Below are 17413 nucleotides of genomic sequence, written 5' to 3' on the forward strand. Positions count from 1 at the left end.
GCTTAGGCACCAATAGCCACGCGCTTGAAGTCCGATACCGTCATGCCTTTCGACGTTTTGTCGAGCAGCTGAGCAATGGTCATCGAGTTGTCTTTCACGAACTCCTGGTTCAGGAGGGTATTCTCTTTGAAGAACTTGTTCAGTTTGCCCTGAGCAATTTTCTCCAGCATTGCCTCGGGCTTGCCTTCAGCACGCGCCTGCTCTTTGCCGATTTCAATTTCGCGCTCTGCAATAGCCGAGTCCACACCGTCTTTGTCAACGGCTACGGGCTTCATGGCTACAATCTGCATAGCTACGTCGCGGCCTACAGCGGCAGTGTCAGCACCACCTACGTTCTTCAGGCCCACGAGTACGCCTTTCTTGCTGTCGGAGTGGATGTAAGAAGCCACTTTCTCAGCTGTGAGGGTAGCGTAGGTCAGGTCCAGCTTCTCGCCGATTTTGCCCATCAAGTCGGTGATGTGCTCCTGAATGGTCAGGCCATCTTCTTCCTTGGTAGCCAGCAGCTCTTCTTTCGAAGTAGCGTTGGTACGTACGGCGGCGTCCAGAATGCGCTGAACCAGCTCACGGAAGTTAGCCACTTTCGCTACCGATTCGGTTTCGCAGGCCAGAGCAACCAGCTTGCCGTTGGTGCCATCTTCGCTTACGCTTACGGCTACAAAGCCTTCCGACGTTGCGTTTTCAGCACGCTTGTCAGCAATTTTCTGACCCTGCTTGCGCAGAATGTCACGAGCTGCTTCGAAGTCGCCATCGGCTTCGGTCAGGGCTTTTTTGCAATCCATCATGCCCGCGCCAGTCATGGTGCGGAGCTTGTTCACGTCTGCGGCAGTAATTGCGGCCATTGTTGTGAGTTGTATGAGGGTGAGATTAGTAAATCCGGGGTTGGAGGGCTGCCACCTACAAAGCCGGCAGGGCCTCCGGAGTTAAAGAAAAAGGGAACACCGGAGCCAAGTGCTTCGCATGTTCCCCTCTTCTCAATTATCTACAGAAGCCTATTCTTCGGCGGTCTGTTTTTCTTTGATGCCTTCGTCTTCCGACTGCTTCTTGTCGGCTTCCTCTTTGTCCACCTTGCGCTCCGACAGACCTTCTTCCATGGCCTTACCCATTACGCTCACGATGAGCTGGATAGACTTGGAAGCGTCATCGTTGGCCGGGATGGGGAAGTTTACCAGCTCGGGGTTCGAGTTCGTGTCGCAGATAGCGAATACCGGAATGCCCAATTTCTGAGCTTCTTTCACGGCAATGTGCTCGCGCTTCACGTCAATTACGAACAGGGCAGCGGGCAGGCGGCTCAGGTCGGCAATGCCGCCCAGTACACGCTCAAGCTTCTCCCGCTCACGCGAGAGCATCAGACGCTCACGCTTAGCGAGAGCGGCATAAGCCGTGTTTTCCTTCACCATCTTGTCAATGGTGCTCATTTTCTTCAGGGACTTGCGAACCGTAGCGAAGTTGGTGAGCATACCACCCAACCACCGGTCGGTAACGAATGGCATTTTCAGGCGCTTGGCCTCTTCGGTTACAATTTCCTGCGCCTGCTTCTTGGTGGCTACGAACAATACTTTTCGACCGCTCTTGGCGATGTTGCGGATAGCATTGGACGCCTGCTCCAGCGAAACCAGCGTTTTGTTCAGGTCAATGATATGGATGCCGTTCTTCTCCATGAAGATGTACGGCGCCATTTTCGGGTCCCACTTGCGCGTAAGGTGACCAAAGTGGGCACCGGCGTCCAGCAGTTCTTTATATGTGGTGGTCTGAGCCATGATAGGGGTTCCTCTGGAAGATTAGCGTTTCGAGAACTGGAACGAACGACGCGCTTTGCGCTTGCCGAATTTCTTACGTTCCACCATGCGCGGGTCACGGGTCAGGAAGCCTTCTTTCTTCAGCGCGGGACGAACCTCAGCGTTGTCGCCTACAAGGGCTTTCGAGATGGCCAGACGGATGGCTTCAGCCTGAGCCGAGATGCCACCACCGCGCACGTTCACCTTCACGTCATACTGCCCGAGTTGCTCGAGGGTAGCGAAAGGCTGGTTCACGATGTTTTCCAGGAGTTCATTGCCAAAATAGGCTTTCATTTCCCGGCCATTGATAGTGATATTCCCTTGCCCGGCTTGCATGTAAATGCGAGCCACCGAGGTTTTTCTTCTACCAGAGGTGTTGGAGATTTCCATTAATAGAAAGGTTAGAGAAAACAGTGAAGCCTGTTACGGCTTAGAGGTTCGTCAGTTCAACAGCTTTCGGCTGCTGGGCTTCGTGTGGGTGTTCAGCACCGGCATACACGAACAGGTTACGGAATTGCTCGCGGCCCAGGCGGTTGCCCTGCAGCATGCCCTTCACGGCGTGCTCAATCACACTAGCGGAGTTCTTGGCTTTCTTGTCACGCAGGTTAATGCGCTTCTGACCGCCGGGGTAGCCCGAGTGCGAAATGTAGATTTTGTCGGTCATCTTTTTACCAGTCACGCGCAGCTTGTCGGCGTTGATAACGATGACGTTGTCGCCGCAGTCGGAGTTGGGCGTGAACGATGGCTTGTGCTTGCCACGCAGCATGTTGGCAATCTGGCTGGCCAGACGGCCCAGCGGCGCAACACTGGCATCAACCACAACCCAGGCCTTATCGGCGTTGGCTTTGTTGACGGATACCGTCTTGAAGCTCAGATGATCCATTGGGGAAGGGGGTAAGCGTTTGGAAATGAGAAGGAAACCGAACACGGTCCGGCAAAAACGGACACAAAGTTACCGCCTTTCAGGCAAAATGCAAGCTGCTGGCTAATTATTGTCCCTGAAACCCACGGAGTTTGGGTTTTAGTTTACATTCGGAAAGCATACTCTGCTTTCCTGGTTGCCATCTATACGTTTTAAGCGTACTGCCGCATCGTATCCACCAGCACGCGGAAATCCTTGGGATAGGGCGCCTCTACCGTAATACTTTCCCCATTCAGGCGGGCAAAGGTGAGGTTGGCGGCGTGCAGGGCGAAGCGCTTGATGAACGGCTGCTCTTCCTCGCCTTCCTTCATGTTGAATTTCTTCTTGAGGGAGGAAAGAAAGAAGTCGTCGCCGCCGTACACCTTGTCGCCTACAATAGGCGCCTGCAGGTACATCAGGTGCAGCCGGATCTGGTGCATACGGCCTGTTACGGGTTGGCACTCCAGCAGAGTGTGGCGGGCAAACGTTTCTAAGGTGCGGATCAGCGTGACGGCAGGCTTACCCTTAAAGGCCAGCCTTGCCTTGCCTTTGGTAGTGGTTTCAATACTGCGGTCTACGCGCAGGCCATCGTACTGGTGCACGCCCCAGGCCACGGCGTGGTACACTTTCTTGACCTCGCGGTTTTCAAATTGCATAGCCAAGTGGCGGTAGGCTTCGGGGTTTTTGGCCAGGGCCAGCGCGCCGCTGGTTTCCTTGTCGAGGCGGTGGCAGGCCTGCACATCTTCGTACACCTCGCGCGCCAGGCGCAGGATGTTGGGAGCGCCGCCAAACCGCTCATCCAGCGTGGCTAAAAACGGGGGTTTATTGATGATGACGAAGTCCTCGTCCTCAAACAAAATCAGATCCTTGAAATTCGGTAGCTTCATAACAGGCCACAAAGGTACGGCAATGTTCGCGAAGCCCTACCGTGCCGGCCAACGGGCTTCCCTACTCTTCCTTTTGAAGGGCTGCCGCTTTCCGCGGCTTGGGCAGCTTAAACTCCAGCGCCGTGCCCTGGCCTACCTCGCTGTGCACCCTAATGCTGGACTTATGCGCCTCCACAATATGCTTGCTGATAGCCAGCCCCAGTCCGGAGCCGCCCGAGTCGCGGGAGCGGCTTTTATCAATGCGGTAGAAGCGCTCAAAAATGCGGTGCTGGTGCTCTTTGGGAATTCCGGCGCCGTCGTCGCGTACTTCCAGCCGCACGTTTTTGCCGCTTTCGTGCAGGCTTACTACCACGTGCCCGCCCTCCCGGCCGTGCTTAATGGCATTATCAATGAGGTTGATGAGCACCTGCCGGATGCGGTTACGGTCGGCCAGCACGCGCAGGCCGCCGGGTGGAGTAGTGGGCGGAAACAGCTCTAAGTGCACATGGCGCTCGGCGGCTTTCTGCTCCAGCAACTCAAACAGCTCCTGTACCAGCTCCACTACATCAAACACCTTGCGGCGCATCCGGATTACGCCTTTTTCCAGCTGCGAAATAGTCACCAGGTCATGTACCAGCGCATCCAGTGCATCTAGGCTGTTGGCCGCTTTGCGCAGAAACTTGTCCCGGATGAATTCGTCCATCTCCGCACCTTCTTCCAGCACGGTGTGCACAAAGCCCTGGGCCGCAAAAATGGGAGTTTTCAGCTCGTGCGATACATCGGCCAGAAACTCCCGGCGGAGCTCCTGCAGACGGCGCAACTCATCAATTTCGCGCTGCTTTCGCTCGGCCATCTGCAGAATTTCGTCCCGCATGCGCTTCAGCGGCTCCGGCCGGAACAGAAACTTGTTGGAAAGGCGGCGGAATTCTTTGCGCTTAATGTGCTCCAGGCCGGCGTAGATGTTGTTGATTTCCTGGAAAATCAGCGCTTCAAAGCTCAGATACACCAGCAGGAAACAGGCCGCCACCGTGACGCCGGCCCCCAGAAATGCCTCGCGGAACGGTAAAGTGGGCGCTATCCAGGCAAAGGCCGTGAGCACTCCCCCCACCAGCAGGGCAATGATAATGGCAATAGAGCGTGATGAGAGGTCCATGGGAAAAATTGCCTGCAACAAAAGCCGCCAGAAACCTCCTTCAGCCAATCAGCTAAAAAAATCGGGTATCTGGTGGGGCTAAAAATAAAGCGTCATAGCCAGGCGGGCCATTGCGCATGAGGCCAGAAGAGTAGCGCGGCGGCTATTGGTCTATATTGAATTTGTAGCCGACGCCTTTAATGGTCTGGATATGGTGGTCGCCTATTTTCTCGCGCACTTTGCGCACGTGCACATCCACGGTGCGGGCCAGCACAAACACGTCGTTGCCCCAGATATTCTGCAACAGTTCGTCGCGGTTAAACACCTTGTGGGGCGAGGCCGCCAGGAAGGCCAGCAGTTCAAACTCTTTTTTAGGGAGGCTGATTTTTTTACCGTTCTGGTACACGGCAAAGCCGGTGCGGTCAATGGTGAGGCCGTTTAGTTCAATGGTTTCCGACTGATGCTGCGGGTCTTTATCGCGGCGCACAAATGCAGCCAAGCGGCTGAGCAGGGCCCGGGGCTTAATGGGCTTGGCAATGAAATCATCGGCCCCCGCCTCAAAGGCCGCTACTTCCGAAAATTCCTCGGCGCGGGCCGTCAGAAAGATGATGTAGGTGTCTTTAAATTTGGGCATGCTGCGCAGCTGCCGGCAGGCCGCAATGCCGTCCAGGTGGGGCATCATTACATCCAGCAGGATGATATCGGGGCCGAACTGGGGGGCTATTTCCAGGGCTTTGCGGCCATCCGGAGCACTGGCTACCTCATAGCCTTCCTTGCGCAGGTTGTATTCCAGCAGCTCTACAATATCCGGATCATCATCTACCACCAGAATTTTGTAGGCATTGGGTTGAGCGGGCGTATGCACAGCAGGGGAGGGTTAGAGCGGAAAAGAATGCGCGAGGACAAAAGTATACCGGGCTGGGGCTTACTACGTGTTACCTTTTCGTGAACAAACCCGCGGCAGGTATAAAAAAAGCGGCCCGAATGGGCCGCTTTCGTTGGAGGTCAGTTTTTGGCTACCACATTCAGCCGGTTTTTCAGCCCCTGGTACTTGTACATGTCCACTTTCACGGACCCGACAAACATTTCGGCCTGGATAAGGACCGGAATCTTGTTCCGGTCGTCAGAGAGATACACGGTTATGGCGTTTTCACCGCTAAAGAGCTTATTCTTCGGCATTTTGGGTATCAGCTTAATAGCCCGGATGCTGCCAGCTTTGGTTTCCACCGTCTCGCGGCCTCTGTACACCACGTCCATGTCAAACACCTGGTCGTCGAAGAAGCCTTTCACGGGAATTACCTCGCCAATGCGGCGCTGGTCAAAATTGACGGTGCGCAGGAAATAAAACCCGCTGACCACATCCTGAATGTTGTCCGGCACCTTGTAGGTACCGCGCTTAGGGGCGTCTTTGTCCTTTTTGCGGCTTTCTACCTTGGCCATGTCGCGCTCATGGTCGAAATCGATGGTTTCCTTTTTGCGGTAGTTACCCTCCTCAATATTGCGGAAGAACTTCTGGGGCAAAATACTGGTGGTGTCGATGTAAGAGCGCCACGTGTCGCGGATGCGCAGGAAAAAGTCGAAGGAGCCGGTGGTGCGGCCGGTAACGGTGGCCTTGTAGCAGGGCCGCTCGTTCACGCGGTGCAGGTCGTCGGAGAGGACGATGGTGGCTTCGGCCGCATTAATCAGGCCGTAGTGCACTTTGTAGTGGAGGGATTCTCCTTTGGTAAAGCTGGAGTTGGGTACCGTGCGTACGGTAGCCTCCGGCCGGGCAGCCAGCAGTCCCACAGTAGCCAGCGCAGAAAGAGTAGAAAGTATAAACCAGCGGCGAAACATATGATGCGTCAGTTGAAGCGAAATGGCTGGCCCTATTCAAATGCGGTGCCAGCAAATATAAGCAACCCACAAAGTACTTGCCTCAGTCCATTTGTTCCGTACGAACGAAAAAGCCTGAAAGGAGTTGGCAGGAGCAAACTGGAATGAGTTAGATATTGCTGAAGTGCAAAAAGAGCAGAACCAACCCTAGCAATTTACGGAAAGTGTATCGGGAAAACCATAGTACAACAAAAAAGCCCCTCCAATAGTTGGAGGGGCTTTGTCTTTCGCAGCGAACGGGCTTATTCTTCGTCAGCGCCTTCGCCGTGTGCATCTACAGTGCGGTCTTCCGGAATAGCGGCCAGGGCAGCTTCGGGTTCCCCTTTCACCATAGCGCGGATTTGCGCTTCAATCTTGTCCGCCAGCTCAGGGTTATCGTGCAGGATGGTTTTTACCCCCTCACGGCCCTGGCCCAGCCGGTCGCCGTTGTACGAGAACCAGGAGCCCGACTTGGCAATAATGCCCATATCAACGCCCAGGTCCAGAATTTCACCCACTTTGGAGATGCCTTCGCCGTAGATGATGTCAAACTCCACCACTTTAAAGGGCGGTGCTACTTTGTTCTTCACCACCTTCACCTTGGTGCGGTTACCGGTTACGTTGTCCTTGTCTTCCTTGATCTGGCCAATGCGGCGAATATCCAAGCGAACCGAGGCGTAGAACTTCAGGGCGTTACCACCGGTGGTAGTTTCGGGCGAGCCGAACATTACCCCGATTTTCTCCCGCAGCTGGTTGATGAAAATGCAGCAGCAGCCGGTTTTGTTGATGGTACCGGTGAGCTTCCGCAGGGCCTGCGACATCAGACGCGCATGCAGACCCACTTTCGAGTCACCCATGTCGCCTTCCAGTTCGCCTTTCGGCACCAGGGCAGCTACGGAGTCAATAACGATGATATCAATGGCGCCGGAGGAAATCAGCTGATCAGCAATTTCCAGGGCTTGCTCGCCATTGTCGGGCTGGGCAATAAGCAGATTGGTGGTATCGATGCCCAGCTTCTCGGCATACGACTTATCGAAGGCGTGCTCGGCGTCGATGAAAGCCGCCAGGCCACCTTTTTTCTGTGCTTCGGCAATGCAGTGCAGCGTCAGCGTGGTTTTGCCCGAGGATTCCGGGCCGTAAATCTCAACGACACGGCCGCGAGGCAATCCGCCGATACCCAGAGCAATGTCCAGACCAAGCGAGCCAGTGCTGATAGCCGGAATATCGACGACCTTGTTGTCGCTCAGTTTCATGACGGTGCCCTTGCCGTAGGCCTTGTCCAGCTTGTCCATTGTAAGCTGGAGGGCTTTCATTTTCTCGGTAAGAGGGTTTGAAGCGGTTTTCTCGGCTTTATCAGAGGTTGCAGCCATTAGGGAGGGGTTAAGTAGAAATGCTTAGGTTTGGTGAATGTAGGCGTTTTGGGCGGCCTGCACAACCGGGCAGCCGGCTTTTGAGTACCGGACAGCAAGGCCGTTTCGGGCCGGCTCATGATAACGCAGCCGAGCTATATTTTGTCCCCGCAATGCTAAAAAAATTCGTTGGTTTTAGGATGTTTTTTCTGTGCTAAATTTTTTAGGAAAGCGCCTGCTGCGTTACCCGCTGATCCTGATAGCGCTAGGCTGGTTGAGCGGTGTCAACCCGGCCTGGGCCCAGCTGGATAACCGGGCTTTTTTGCACCCGCTACCCCTTGGGCCGCAATACGAGCGGCAGCTGCGGTTGGATGTGCAGGGCTTCCTCTTTAACAAGGACAACGAGTATTTCAACAAGATAGACCCGGGCCGCACCTACTTTGGTGCCCACCTGGCCCCGCGCCTGGTGTATTTCCCAACGGGAAACCTACGCTTAGAGGCGGGCGTGTTTTTGTGGAAGGACTACGGCACCCCGCGTTTCAAGCAGATCCGGCCGCTGTTCACCCTCAAGTACCGCCACGGCCCGCACAGCCTGGTTTTCGGCAACCTGGAAGGCAACTTGCACCACGGCTACATTGAGCCCTTGTTCGACTTTGAGCGGGTGATGACCGACCGGCTGGAGGAAGGCATCCAGTACCAGCTGCAAACGCCCCGCAGCACCGTGGATGCCTGGGTAAACTGGCAGCGCCAGCAGTACCGCTTCAGTGATTTTCAGGAGGAAGTAGCCGGTGGCCTCACGGCCGAGCGCCAGATTCTGGGCGACTCCACGGGCTGGCTGGTCAAGCTGCCTTTCCAGTTCACGGCCACGCACCACGGCGGCCAGCTCGATACCATTGAGAAACCGCTGCAAACGCTCTTCAACGTGGCCACCGGCCTGCGAGTGCGGCGCGCACTGCCTTCCAATCTGGTAAGCGCGGTGCACTTTGATGGGTACGTCACGTATTTCAACGACTATTCCTTTACCCGCGCCTTGGCTTTTCAGGATGGCACCGGCCTGTATCTGAATGCCGGGGCTGATACGCGGCTTTCCAACCTGCAAGTGGCGTACTGGCAGGGCAACGGCTACATCTCCCCGCTGGGGGGCCGCCTGTATCAGTCTATATCCTCCTCGCCCGTAGATCAGGATTACGTGGAGCGCCGGCGCCAGCTCTTGATTCTGCGCGTGCTGCGCGACTACCAACTGCCCGGGCACCTCACGCTCACCACGCGCTTCGAGCCGCTGTATGATCTGAACAACGGCCTCTTCGATTTTTCCTTCGCCCTGTATCTCAATTTCAACCAGAGCTTCCTGCTGACTACGCTGCAGCCCGACTAAGCCAGGGAAGCCGGCATGTCCTCGCGCTTGAAGAGGAAGTACTGAATAACATCGGTGCGCAGGGGCCGCATGGTCCAGGCACGGTGGCGCGGGGGCAGTAGCTGAAAGCCCACCGACTCAGCCACGGCGCAGCTGCGGGGGTTATTGGCGCGGCACCGGATCAGGAGCCGGTCGGCGCGCACGGTATTAAAACCAAAGGCCAGGGTGCCACGCACGGCTTCGCGGGCGTAGCCTTTGCCTTCCGCGCCGGCATCCAGGTAATAGCTGATTTCCGCCGTGACCTTGGCCGCCCAATTGGGCTTCAGGCTGATGTCGCCGATGTAGCGGGCGGTGGCCTGCTCCCACATACCAAATACATAGAGCTGCCCGCTGCGCCAGTCATCCATGAAGGCATCCAGCACCTGTTGGGCATCGGCCAGCGTTTGTACCGCCGCTACCCGGGAGGGAAAAGCAGGCTGCAGGCGCTGGCGGTTTTCATCCAAAAGCTGAAAGAAGGGTAGGGCGTCGCTGGGCCGGTAGGGCCGCAACTCCAGCCGCGCTGTATTGAGCGGCAACATTTCAGGGGCTGGAAGAGGCGGGCAGGAGGAAGGCATAAAACGTAATACGCCAGCTTATACGACGGTTACTGCCTATAAAGCCGATGACCGGAGTAAAGTTTGGGCATCTGGTAACTCCTCCTGGCCATGGTCGTTAAGTCAGTACGCCCGGTGGCGCGCTATGGTGGCGGGTGGCCGGGTGTATTGTTAGCAGCTTTTGGCTGAATTATCCACAACCAACGCCTTTTAAGATGATCAGACGACTGGAAAATAAAGTGGCTATTGTAACCGGCGGTGGCTCCGGTATTGGCGAGGCCGTGGCCAAGCGCTTTGCAAAAGAAGGTGCCGCCGTGGTGGTGGCCGGCTTCGCCGAAGACCCTGTGCGCGAAGTAGTAGAAGAAATACTACAGACTGGTGGCCGGGCCGTTGCCTTTACCGGTGACATTTCCCTGCTGGCTACCGCTGAGGCCTGCGTGCAGCTGGCCGTGCGCGAGTATGGTCGTTTGGATATCCTGATCAACAATGCCGGTGTGTTTCCTGCCACGGCTACCCTGGATGAATATCCGGTGGAGGCGTTTGAGTATATGATCAAAAACAACATCTACTCCGCCTTCATGATGAGCCGCGCCGCCCTGCCGGAGCTGCAGAAAACGCGCGGCAACATTGTTTCAGCGGGTTCGGAGTCGGGCCAGATGGGCCTGGCCAACAACACGCCGTATGGCGGCACCAAAGGCTTTATTCACTCCTTTATGAAAGGCGTAGCCGTAGAGCAGGCGCCCCAGGGCGTGCGTGCCAACTGCGTCTGCCCCGGCCCCATCGATACGGCCTGGACGCACAAGGAAACCGGCCCTATGACGTCTAAAATGGAGAAAGGTCTGATTTCCGGTACACCCATGGGCCGCCGCGGCACTACCGAGGAAGTGGCCAACGTGTACCTGTTTCTGGCCTCTGATGAAGCCAGCTACGTAACCGGCTCCCTGTACTTTGTAGATGGCGGCACCACCGTTTCCAAAGGCCCCCACGGCGACGATGTGCCCAGCAACCTGAAACAGGAGCCCGCTGGCCACTTAGACGTGCAGCACGCTAAGGAAGGTCACACCAAAATCCGCCCGCAGGATGCCGGTACTATGGTAGCGCAGTAATCGGAAGCAGATAAGCCAGCACCGGCCCACGCCGGCTGGCAAAACAAAAAAGGCCGCTCTGGAAAGAGCGGCCTTTTTTGTTTTCAGCTGATTCCTACCGGGCAACTTCTGTGCCGGGTACTTTGTATTGCGTGGGGCTGCCCAGGGCGCTTTGCGTGCGCATTACGTTCACCTGCCGGGCCGCTTCATTGAAGAACTCCAGGCGGCGAATCAGCATTTCCTTGGTCAGAACGCGGCCTTCCGGGGTACGCATAAACGACTTTTTATCCTCCAGAATGCGCTTCATCTCGGCTTCCGTCTCCGACTCATGCTGCATGTACTGGCGCTGAAACTCCTCCACGCGGGACAGGCCATCCGTGGTCAGCGTGAAATGGGCACCGCCCTGGTTGAGAACTTCGCAGAGCACATAAATTTCTAAGGGCAGTGAGGTGCCCAGCGCCGTGGTGCGCAGGTCCAGCCCGGCCCGAATGGCATCCAGGATGATATCAATGTTGCGCTCAAACTGCTGGTAGTAAGCGGGGACTTCCATGGTAGTGTACTTCTGTATAAAGCTGAAGGGCTCCGGGAGGAGCAGTGAGTTCAGCGGTTCCTTAAAGGATTTCTTTTACGATTTGCTCCACCGAAATGCCTTCGGCTTCGGCTTTGAAGTTGCGTACCAGGCGGTGGCGCAGAATGGGCAGGGCTACCGCTTTTACGTCTTCAATGTCGGGGGAATATTTGCCGTTGAGCAGGGCGTTGCACTTGGCACCTACAATGAGGTGCTGCGAGGCCCGGGGGCCGGCACCCCACTCCAGAAGCTGGGTGGCGCGGGCTGCACCCCGTTCGGTGTTCGGGCGGGTGCGGTGGACCAGGCTTACGGCGTATTCCACCACGTTATCGGCTACGGGCACGCGGCGCACCAAGTGCTGAAACGCCTGAATCTCGTCGGCGTGCAGCACTTTCCGTACAGTAGGCTTGTGGTCGGAAGTGGTGTTTTTTACAATCTGCAGCTCCGCCTCATAGCTGGGGTAGTCCAGCTGAATGTTGAACATGAAACGGTCCAGCTGGGCTTCGGGCAGGGGGTAGGTGCCTTCCTGCTCAATGGGGTTCTGGGTGGCCAGCACAAAGAACGGGCGGCTGAGCGGGTAGCGCTGCCCGGCCACGGTTACGGCGTACTCCTGCATGCTTTCCAGCAGCGCGGCCTGGGTTTTGGGCGGCGTGCGGTTGATTTCGTCGGCCAGTACGATGTTGGCGAAAATCGGCCCTTTCACAAACTGAAAATCCCGCTGCTGCGTGAGCGTTTCGGAGCCCACAATGTCAGAAGGCATCAAGTCCGGCGTGAACTGGATGCGGTTGAACGACAAATCCAGCGAGTCGGCAATGGTTTGGATGAGCAGCGTTTTGGCCAGGCCCGGTACGCCTACCAGCAGGCAGTGGCCCTGCGAAAACACGGCCGTGAGCACCAGCCGCACCACCTCATCCTGCCCGATAATGACTTTGCCGATTTCCTGACGCAGCGTTTGATAGGACTGGGCCAGCGCATCGGCGGCTTCTTTATCGGAGGCGAATGGCATAGATAGATTCTTAGTTGTTGATTGATAAAGGGTGGCAGTGGCTGGTGGGCTTATACGGCTGACATAGCCGCCGCAGACACTGCCCAATCAATCCTTAATTGAGGGGTTGCAGCAGCTTGCAGCCGGCGTATTCCGGATCAACTTCAATAAACACGTTGCCCCGGTTTTTGAGGAACCAGTCGTCCAGGGCCTTGTTTTTCTTCTCGGTGAGAGCAGCCTGGGCTATTTTCTGGTAGTCGTCGTTGAGGTTGGCCTGGTGAGGCGGGGTGTTCGACTTCAGCCAGATGATGCGCATGGCGTCCTTGCCGTCGTCGGTGCGGTAGGGTAGGGGCTTGGTAATGCTGCCCACCTTCATGGTATCAATGGTAAAGAAGATAGCAGGGTCCAGCTTATCCAGGGGCAGGTACGTGGTGCCGGTCTGCTGATTCTGCAGCAGGCCGCCGTTGGCGCCGGAAAGTTTGTCGTCGGAAACATCTTTGGCGGCTTTGGCAAACGTAATGCTGTCCCCCAGGATGCGGGCGCGCACTTTGTTCAGGGCGTCGGCGGCTTCGTTCACGTCGGCCGTGCCGGTGCTGGGCTTCAGCAGAATGTGGCGGGTGGAGAAGCTGTCCCCCTTCCGCTCAATCAGCTGAATAATGTGAAAGCCAAACTGCGACTCTACTACCGGCGAAATCTGACCGGGCTCCAGGCGCAGGGCGGCGGCCTCATATTCGGGCACCAATTCCTTACGCTTGAAAAAGCCCAGGTAGCCGCCTTCCTTGCCGGAGCCCGGGTCTTCGGAATATTGCTTGGCCAGCGTGGCAAAATCCTCACCGGCCACAATGCGGGCCCGGATGTCGTTGAGCTTGGTAATGGTTTCCTGCTTGGCCTTGGTGTTGGTTTTGGCCAGCTTCACAATCTGCCCGATTTCTACCTCCGTGGAGTAGTAAGGCAGGCTGTCTTTGGGCGTGCGCTCAAAATACTGGCGCACCTCGCGGGGCGTCACGGTTACTTTGCCCGCAATAATCTTCTGCATTTCCTGGGTAACCAGCTGCTCCTTTACCTGGGCGCGCAGCTCTTCTTTCAGCACGCGGATGGGCTTGTTGTAGTACTCCTCCAGCTTCTTTTCCGAGCCAATCTGCTGCACGAAGTAGTTCATGCGGCGGTCCAGCTCGTCGCGCACGCGGCTGTCTTCTACCACTACGGAGTCCGTCTCGGCCTTAGCCAGCATCAGCTTATTCAGCACAATGCTCTGCAGAATCTCGCATTTGATGTTGGGCGAAAGTGGCTTGCCGTTGGCCTGCGCCTGTTCCTGCAGGTAAATATTCTCTAGGTCAGAGCGCAGCACAATCTGGTTGTCCACCTTCACAATAATGCCATCAATCACCTGGCGGGGGGCGGCGTTGCGGGAAACACCCAGCTGCGCGTAGCTAGTGGCAGTGGTGCCCGCCAATAAACCGGCCACCAAAAGGACCACACGGGCCGACGAACCAAAAAAATCAATCATGAGATGCTGATAAAAGCCTGCCGGGTCAAGGTTGCGCCGGAGGCTGTTTGGCAAGGAGAACGTCCCAAGCCGCCCGTAAATTTCAGGATAATTCCTTTCTCCGGCAAAACAGGCCCCGAAGCCTCTGCAAGGAGTCAGGAGAAGCGCCGGGCGTTGCACGTGCGCCCAAGAAAAAGCCCCGGCTTTGGAATGGCCGGGGCTTTACGAAAGGTACGGGTTTACTTCGTAACCAGCTTGTCTACCTCGGCTTGGTTTATCGTAACCGGGTACTTGGCTCGCAGTTCGGCAATCCACTGTTTTTCGAGGAAGTTCTGGTAATCGGCCGTGGCCTGGCCGCGGGCTTCGGCCAGGGTTTTGGGGCCGGCGGGCAGCACCTGCTCAATGCGCACAAAATAGTAGCGGCCATCCAGCTGGGCATTGTAGGTACCGGGCTTTTGCGGCAGGCTGTCCACCACTTTGCTGTCGCCTTTGGGGTAGCCGCGCTGCTCGGCTTTCACGGCCAGCGGGTTCTGTTCGTTCAAAGCTTCTTCCAGACCGCTCAGAATGGTGGTGCTAATATCGAACTGCACGCTGCTGGCTACGGGGCGCGGGGCCACGGCTACACTCAGCTGCTGGGCGCCTACCTGCTTGCTCTTCAGGTAATCTACCACGCGGGTAGCACGGCGCTGGGCCAGGTTGGCAGCTTCACCGCGCTTGATCTGGCCTACTACGCGCACGGTAATAGCGGTGTCGTTATTCAGGCTGATGGCCAGGCGGTCCAGGGCGTCCTGGCCGGCTTTGGTAAGGGTAGTAGTGCCGGTTTTAAAGGCTGCGCTGGTGGGCAGGCCGCGCTTTACGGGGTATTTGCCGGCCGCCAGCAGCTGCTGGGCACGGCTGAGCAGCTGCGGCGAGGCGGCGCTGATAACCGTGGCCTGCACGCGGGGCTCCCACTGGTAGCTGGCCTGGTGGTCGTTGAAGAACTTCTGCAGGCCGGCGGTGTCTTCCACGGCCTTCGACCATACTTTCTCATCCATCAGCTGGAAAAGGAGAATACCGTCGCGGTACTCACGCACCAGCATGCGGTAGTCTTCATATTTCTGCTCCAGGTTAGCCTTCTCAAAGTCGGTCAGGCTCTGGTTTACATACTCATCGTAGAGCAGCTGCATGGTGTGGCGGGCATCGGCGCCGGGGCGGGCGCGCTGGTTCTGCTGCACGTACATCAGGAAATCCTTGGTAGCGTACGGCTTGCCTTTGATGGTGAATAGCGGTGTTTCATCGTTCACTTTGCCTTTGGCCGGCTTGGCGCCAGTTGCCGGGGCGGTGTATTTGAAATGGCCGTTGGTGAGGGAGGTATCGGCCTTGCTGAAGGCGTAGTCTACGGCGGCTTTATTTTCCGTAAACTGATTTTCGGTGCGGATGCGCTTGAGGAAAGCTTCGCGGTTCAGCTCTGAGCGGGAGTCTTTGGCCACTTTGCTTTTCAGCATGGGCTCCATATCCGTGAAGCTGGGCAGCGTTTGCTTGCCGATGAGCTTGATGATGTGCCAGCCGTAGGGCGTTTGCACCGGCGCCGACAAATCTCCGGGCTTCTGCAGCTTGAAAGCGGCTTCTTCAAAGCTGGGAATCATGCGGCCGGTACCAAAGGGAGGCAACTCGCCGCCATTGGTGGCGGAGCCGCCATCCTCAGAGAACTGACTTACCAGCTTCTCCCAGTTCTCGCCGCGCTTCAAACGGCTGTACAGGGCATCAATCTTCTTTTTAGCCGTTACAGAGTCGGCAGCCGGCATGCCGGGCGTGGCCCGAATCATGAGGTGGGCTACTTTAACTTCGCCCTGCGCCGGCCGCGAATCGGTTACTTTAATAATATGGTAGCCGTAGCGCGTGCGCACCGGCTGCGACACCTGGCCCACGGGCGTTTTATACGCCGCGGTTTCAAACGGATACACCATTTGCAGGGCCGTAAAGTAGCCCAGGCGGCCGCCGTTTTCCTTCGCCGAAGGGTCTTCCGACGTCTCGGCTGCTACTTTCGAAAAATCTTCACCGCCTGTCACGCGCTGGCGCAGGGCCAGGGCTTTCTGGTAGGCTACCAGCGTGTCTTTGGGGTCGGCATCCGGGGCAATGCGCACCAGAATATGCGCCGCACTGATTTCCTTGCTCAGCCGGTCGTAGGCTTCGCGCACCAGTTGGTCGGTTACGCTTTTCTCGGTGAGGTAGGGCTGGGCCAGCTGCTGCTTGTAGCCGTCCAGCTCGCGCTGAAAGGCCTGGGTGGTGTCCAGGCCGCGGCTTTCGGCTTCCAGCACCTTCAGCTTGAAGTTGGTATAGAGGTCCAGATACTCGGCTACGCTGGCCTTGGTACCGGCCTCAGGCGTACCGCTGTTGTTTTTGCGGTACACGTAGGCAAATTCCGAAGCGGGCACTTCATGCGTGCCCAGGGTTTCCAGAACAGGCTGTTTGGCGGAAGAAGGAGTCTTGGACGTCTGGCAACCGGCCAGCAGTACCGCGGCAACTGCCCCGGTCAAAAGAATGCGTCTGCGCATACAGTAGGATAGAAGGCAAGGAAAGTCGGCGGCGGGGTAACACTCCGGAGAAGCTGACTACCGCAATTTTACGGATTTTTTTCTGCCCGTCCAGCCCATAAAAAAGCACCCTGCGGGGAACAGGGTGCTCAACACAGCCTCAGAGCCGTAGGTTCAGGCCAGCGTCTTGTACAGGCGGCAGATATTATAGTTGCCGCTGTGGGTAAACTCCACCCGATCCATGATGCGGTTGACCAGCGTCATGCCCACCCCGCCTTTCTTGCCGGTGCGGATATGCTCCAGCAGGTCTGGCTCCAGATAAGTGGTGGGCGAGTATGAAATGCCCTGGTCGCGCAGCTCAATGGTGAAGGTTTTGTTGTGCATGTCCAGCCGGATGTCCAGGTACTGATTGGCATCTTCGGCGTTGGCATGAATAATCAGGTTGGCTACTACCTCGTCTATGGCCAGAATAATCTGGTTTACCTGCACGGCATTCTGGCCGTAGTCCACTAAGTACCCGGACACGAAGTCGCGCACCACTTTCAGATTGCTTCGGTTGCAACTGATTCGGATTGCGTTCTTCATTTCAGAGGCGTTGTTAGCAGGTAAGAATTATAAGGCAACTGCCTCGGCTTCCGATGGTACAATAGTCATCAGACTATCCAGCCCCAGAATTTCGAATACGTTGTGCACCTTCTCCTGCATGTTAAAGAAAGCCAGTTTCACGCCGGCATCCTGAAAACGCTGCAGATGCGAGATAAATACGCCCAGGCCGGCCGAAGAAATGTAATTCAGCCGCTGACAGTCAATCAGCACCTTTTTGTTATTGAGAATGTCAGGCTGGGAGAGCTCCGTATCCAGCAGAACAGATGAGCTGGCATCCAGTTCTCCGTCCAGGGTAAGCGTGAGGGTATTTTCCGAAGTCTGTTGAGTTATTTTCATAACACTTCTGTAC

At 56.6% G+C, this 17413-nt stretch carries 18 protein-coding genes; 2 read left to right on the top strand and 16 right to left on the bottom strand.

Annotated features, from left to right (window positions below; genetic code table 11):
* Positions 1–2: 2 nt before the first annotated feature.
* The 9 genes from tsf to recA all read right to left on the bottom strand — a co-directional run bounded on the left by tsf (position 3) and on the right by recA (position 7895).
* Complete coding sequence (gene tsf, locus AM218_RS01260; protein WP_054411114.1) at positions 3–839, bottom strand: translation elongation factor Ts; 837 nt, start codon at positions 837–839, stop codon at positions 3–5.
* Between the two features lie 150 nt (positions 840–989).
* Positions 990–1757, bottom strand: coding sequence for a 30S ribosomal protein S2 (rpsB, locus tag AM218_RS01265; protein ID WP_054411116.1), 768 nt, complete (start codon positions 1755–1757; stop codon positions 990–992).
* A gap of 21 nt (positions 1758–1778) precedes the next feature.
* Positions 1779–2165: a 30S ribosomal protein S9 gene (gene rpsI, locus AM218_RS01270; protein ID WP_054411117.1), complete on the bottom strand. Its 387-nt coding sequence runs from the start codon at positions 2163–2165 to the stop codon at positions 1779–1781.
* 40 nt (positions 2166–2205) lie between these two features.
* Positions 2206–2658 (bottom strand): 50S ribosomal protein L13, encoded by a 453-nt coding sequence (gene rplM / locus AM218_RS01275; RefSeq protein ID WP_044515266.1) that lies wholly within the window; start codon positions 2656–2658, stop codon positions 2206–2208.
* A gap of 191 nt (positions 2659–2849) precedes the next feature.
* Positions 2850–3563 (bottom strand): RluA family pseudouridine synthase, encoded by a 714-nt coding sequence (locus tag AM218_RS01280; RefSeq protein WP_054411119.1) that lies wholly within the window; start codon positions 3561–3563, stop codon positions 2850–2852.
* 61 nt (positions 3564–3624) lie between these two features.
* Entirely contained in the window at positions 3625–4695 is a 1071-nt protein-coding gene (locus AM218_RS01285) for a sensor histidine kinase (RefSeq protein WP_054415185.1), read from the bottom strand.
* Between the two features lie 142 nt (positions 4696–4837).
* Positions 4838–5539, bottom strand: coding sequence for a response regulator transcription factor (locus AM218_RS01290; RefSeq protein WP_054411121.1), 702 nt, complete (start codon positions 5537–5539; stop codon positions 4838–4840).
* A gap of 140 nt (positions 5540–5679) precedes the next feature.
* A complete protein-coding gene (locus tag AM218_RS01295) occupies positions 5680–6507 on the bottom strand; it encodes a DUF3108 domain-containing protein (protein ID WP_054411124.1) in 828 nt (275 codons plus the stop codon).
* Positions 6508–6788: 281 nt separating this feature from the next.
* On the bottom strand, positions 6789–7895 hold the full coding sequence (gene recA, locus AM218_RS01300) for a recombinase RecA (protein WP_054411125.1): 1107 nt from the start codon (positions 7893–7895) through the stop codon (positions 6789–6791).
* Between the two features lie 190 nt (positions 7896–8085).
* On the opposite strand from recA, the gene AM218_RS01305 reads away from it, so the two are divergent.
* Positions 8086–9249, top strand: coding sequence for a lipid A deacylase (locus AM218_RS01305; protein WP_054411127.1), 1164 nt, complete (start codon positions 8086–8088; stop codon positions 9247–9249).
* On the opposite strand, the gene AM218_RS01310 is transcribed toward AM218_RS01305, so the two are convergent.
* A complete protein-coding gene (locus tag AM218_RS01310; protein WP_054411129.1) occupies positions 9246–9806 on the bottom strand; it encodes a GNAT family N-acetyltransferase in 561 nt (186 codons plus the stop codon). The genes AM218_RS01305 and AM218_RS01310 overlap by 4 nt on opposite strands.
* A gap of 230 nt (positions 9807–10036) precedes the next feature.
* Between AM218_RS01310 and AM218_RS01315 the strand changes: the two genes are divergently transcribed.
* On the top strand, positions 10037–10927 hold the full coding sequence (locus AM218_RS01315) for an SDR family NAD(P)-dependent oxidoreductase (protein ID WP_054411131.1): 891 nt from the start codon (positions 10037–10039) through the stop codon (positions 10925–10927).
* 94 nt (positions 10928–11021) lie between these two features.
* Here the strand turns inward: AM218_RS01315 and AM218_RS01320 are convergent, their stop codons facing one another.
* The 6 genes from AM218_RS01320 to AM218_RS01345 all read right to left on the bottom strand — a co-directional run bounded on the left by AM218_RS01320 (position 11022) and on the right by AM218_RS01345 (position 17400).
* Positions 11022–11456 (bottom strand): hypothetical protein, encoded by a 435-nt coding sequence (locus AM218_RS01320; protein ID WP_054411134.1) that lies wholly within the window; start codon positions 11454–11456, stop codon positions 11022–11024.
* Positions 11457–11517: 61 nt separating this feature from the next.
* Positions 11518–12480: an AAA family ATPase gene (locus AM218_RS01325; RefSeq protein ID WP_054411136.1), complete on the bottom strand. Its 963-nt coding sequence runs from the start codon at positions 12478–12480 to the stop codon at positions 11518–11520.
* Positions 12481–12574: 94 nt separating this feature from the next.
* A complete protein-coding gene (locus tag AM218_RS01330; protein WP_071843659.1) occupies positions 12575–13966 on the bottom strand; it encodes a peptidylprolyl isomerase in 1392 nt (463 codons plus the stop codon).
* A 218-nt stretch (positions 13967–14184) separates the two neighbouring features.
* Positions 14185–16479 carry a peptidylprolyl isomerase gene (locus AM218_RS01335; RefSeq protein WP_054411138.1) on the bottom strand — a complete coding sequence of 765 codons (2295 nt, stop codon included), beginning with the start codon at positions 16477–16479 and terminating at the stop codon, positions 14185–14187.
* A gap of 153 nt (positions 16480–16632) precedes the next feature.
* On the bottom strand, positions 16633–17043 hold the full coding sequence (locus AM218_RS01340; RefSeq protein WP_054411140.1) for an ATP-binding protein: 411 nt from the start codon (positions 17041–17043) through the stop codon (positions 16633–16635).
* A 27-nt stretch (positions 17044–17070) separates the two neighbouring features.
* A complete protein-coding gene (locus AM218_RS01345) occupies positions 17071–17400 on the bottom strand; it encodes an STAS domain-containing protein (RefSeq protein WP_044515245.1) in 330 nt (109 codons plus the stop codon).
* Between the last annotated feature and the right edge of the window lie 13 nt (positions 17401–17413).

The sequence above is a fragment of the Hymenobacter sp. DG25A genome (assembly GCF_001280305.1).
Taxonomy (GTDB): domain Bacteria; phylum Bacteroidota; class Bacteroidia; order Cytophagales; family Hymenobacteraceae; genus Hymenobacter.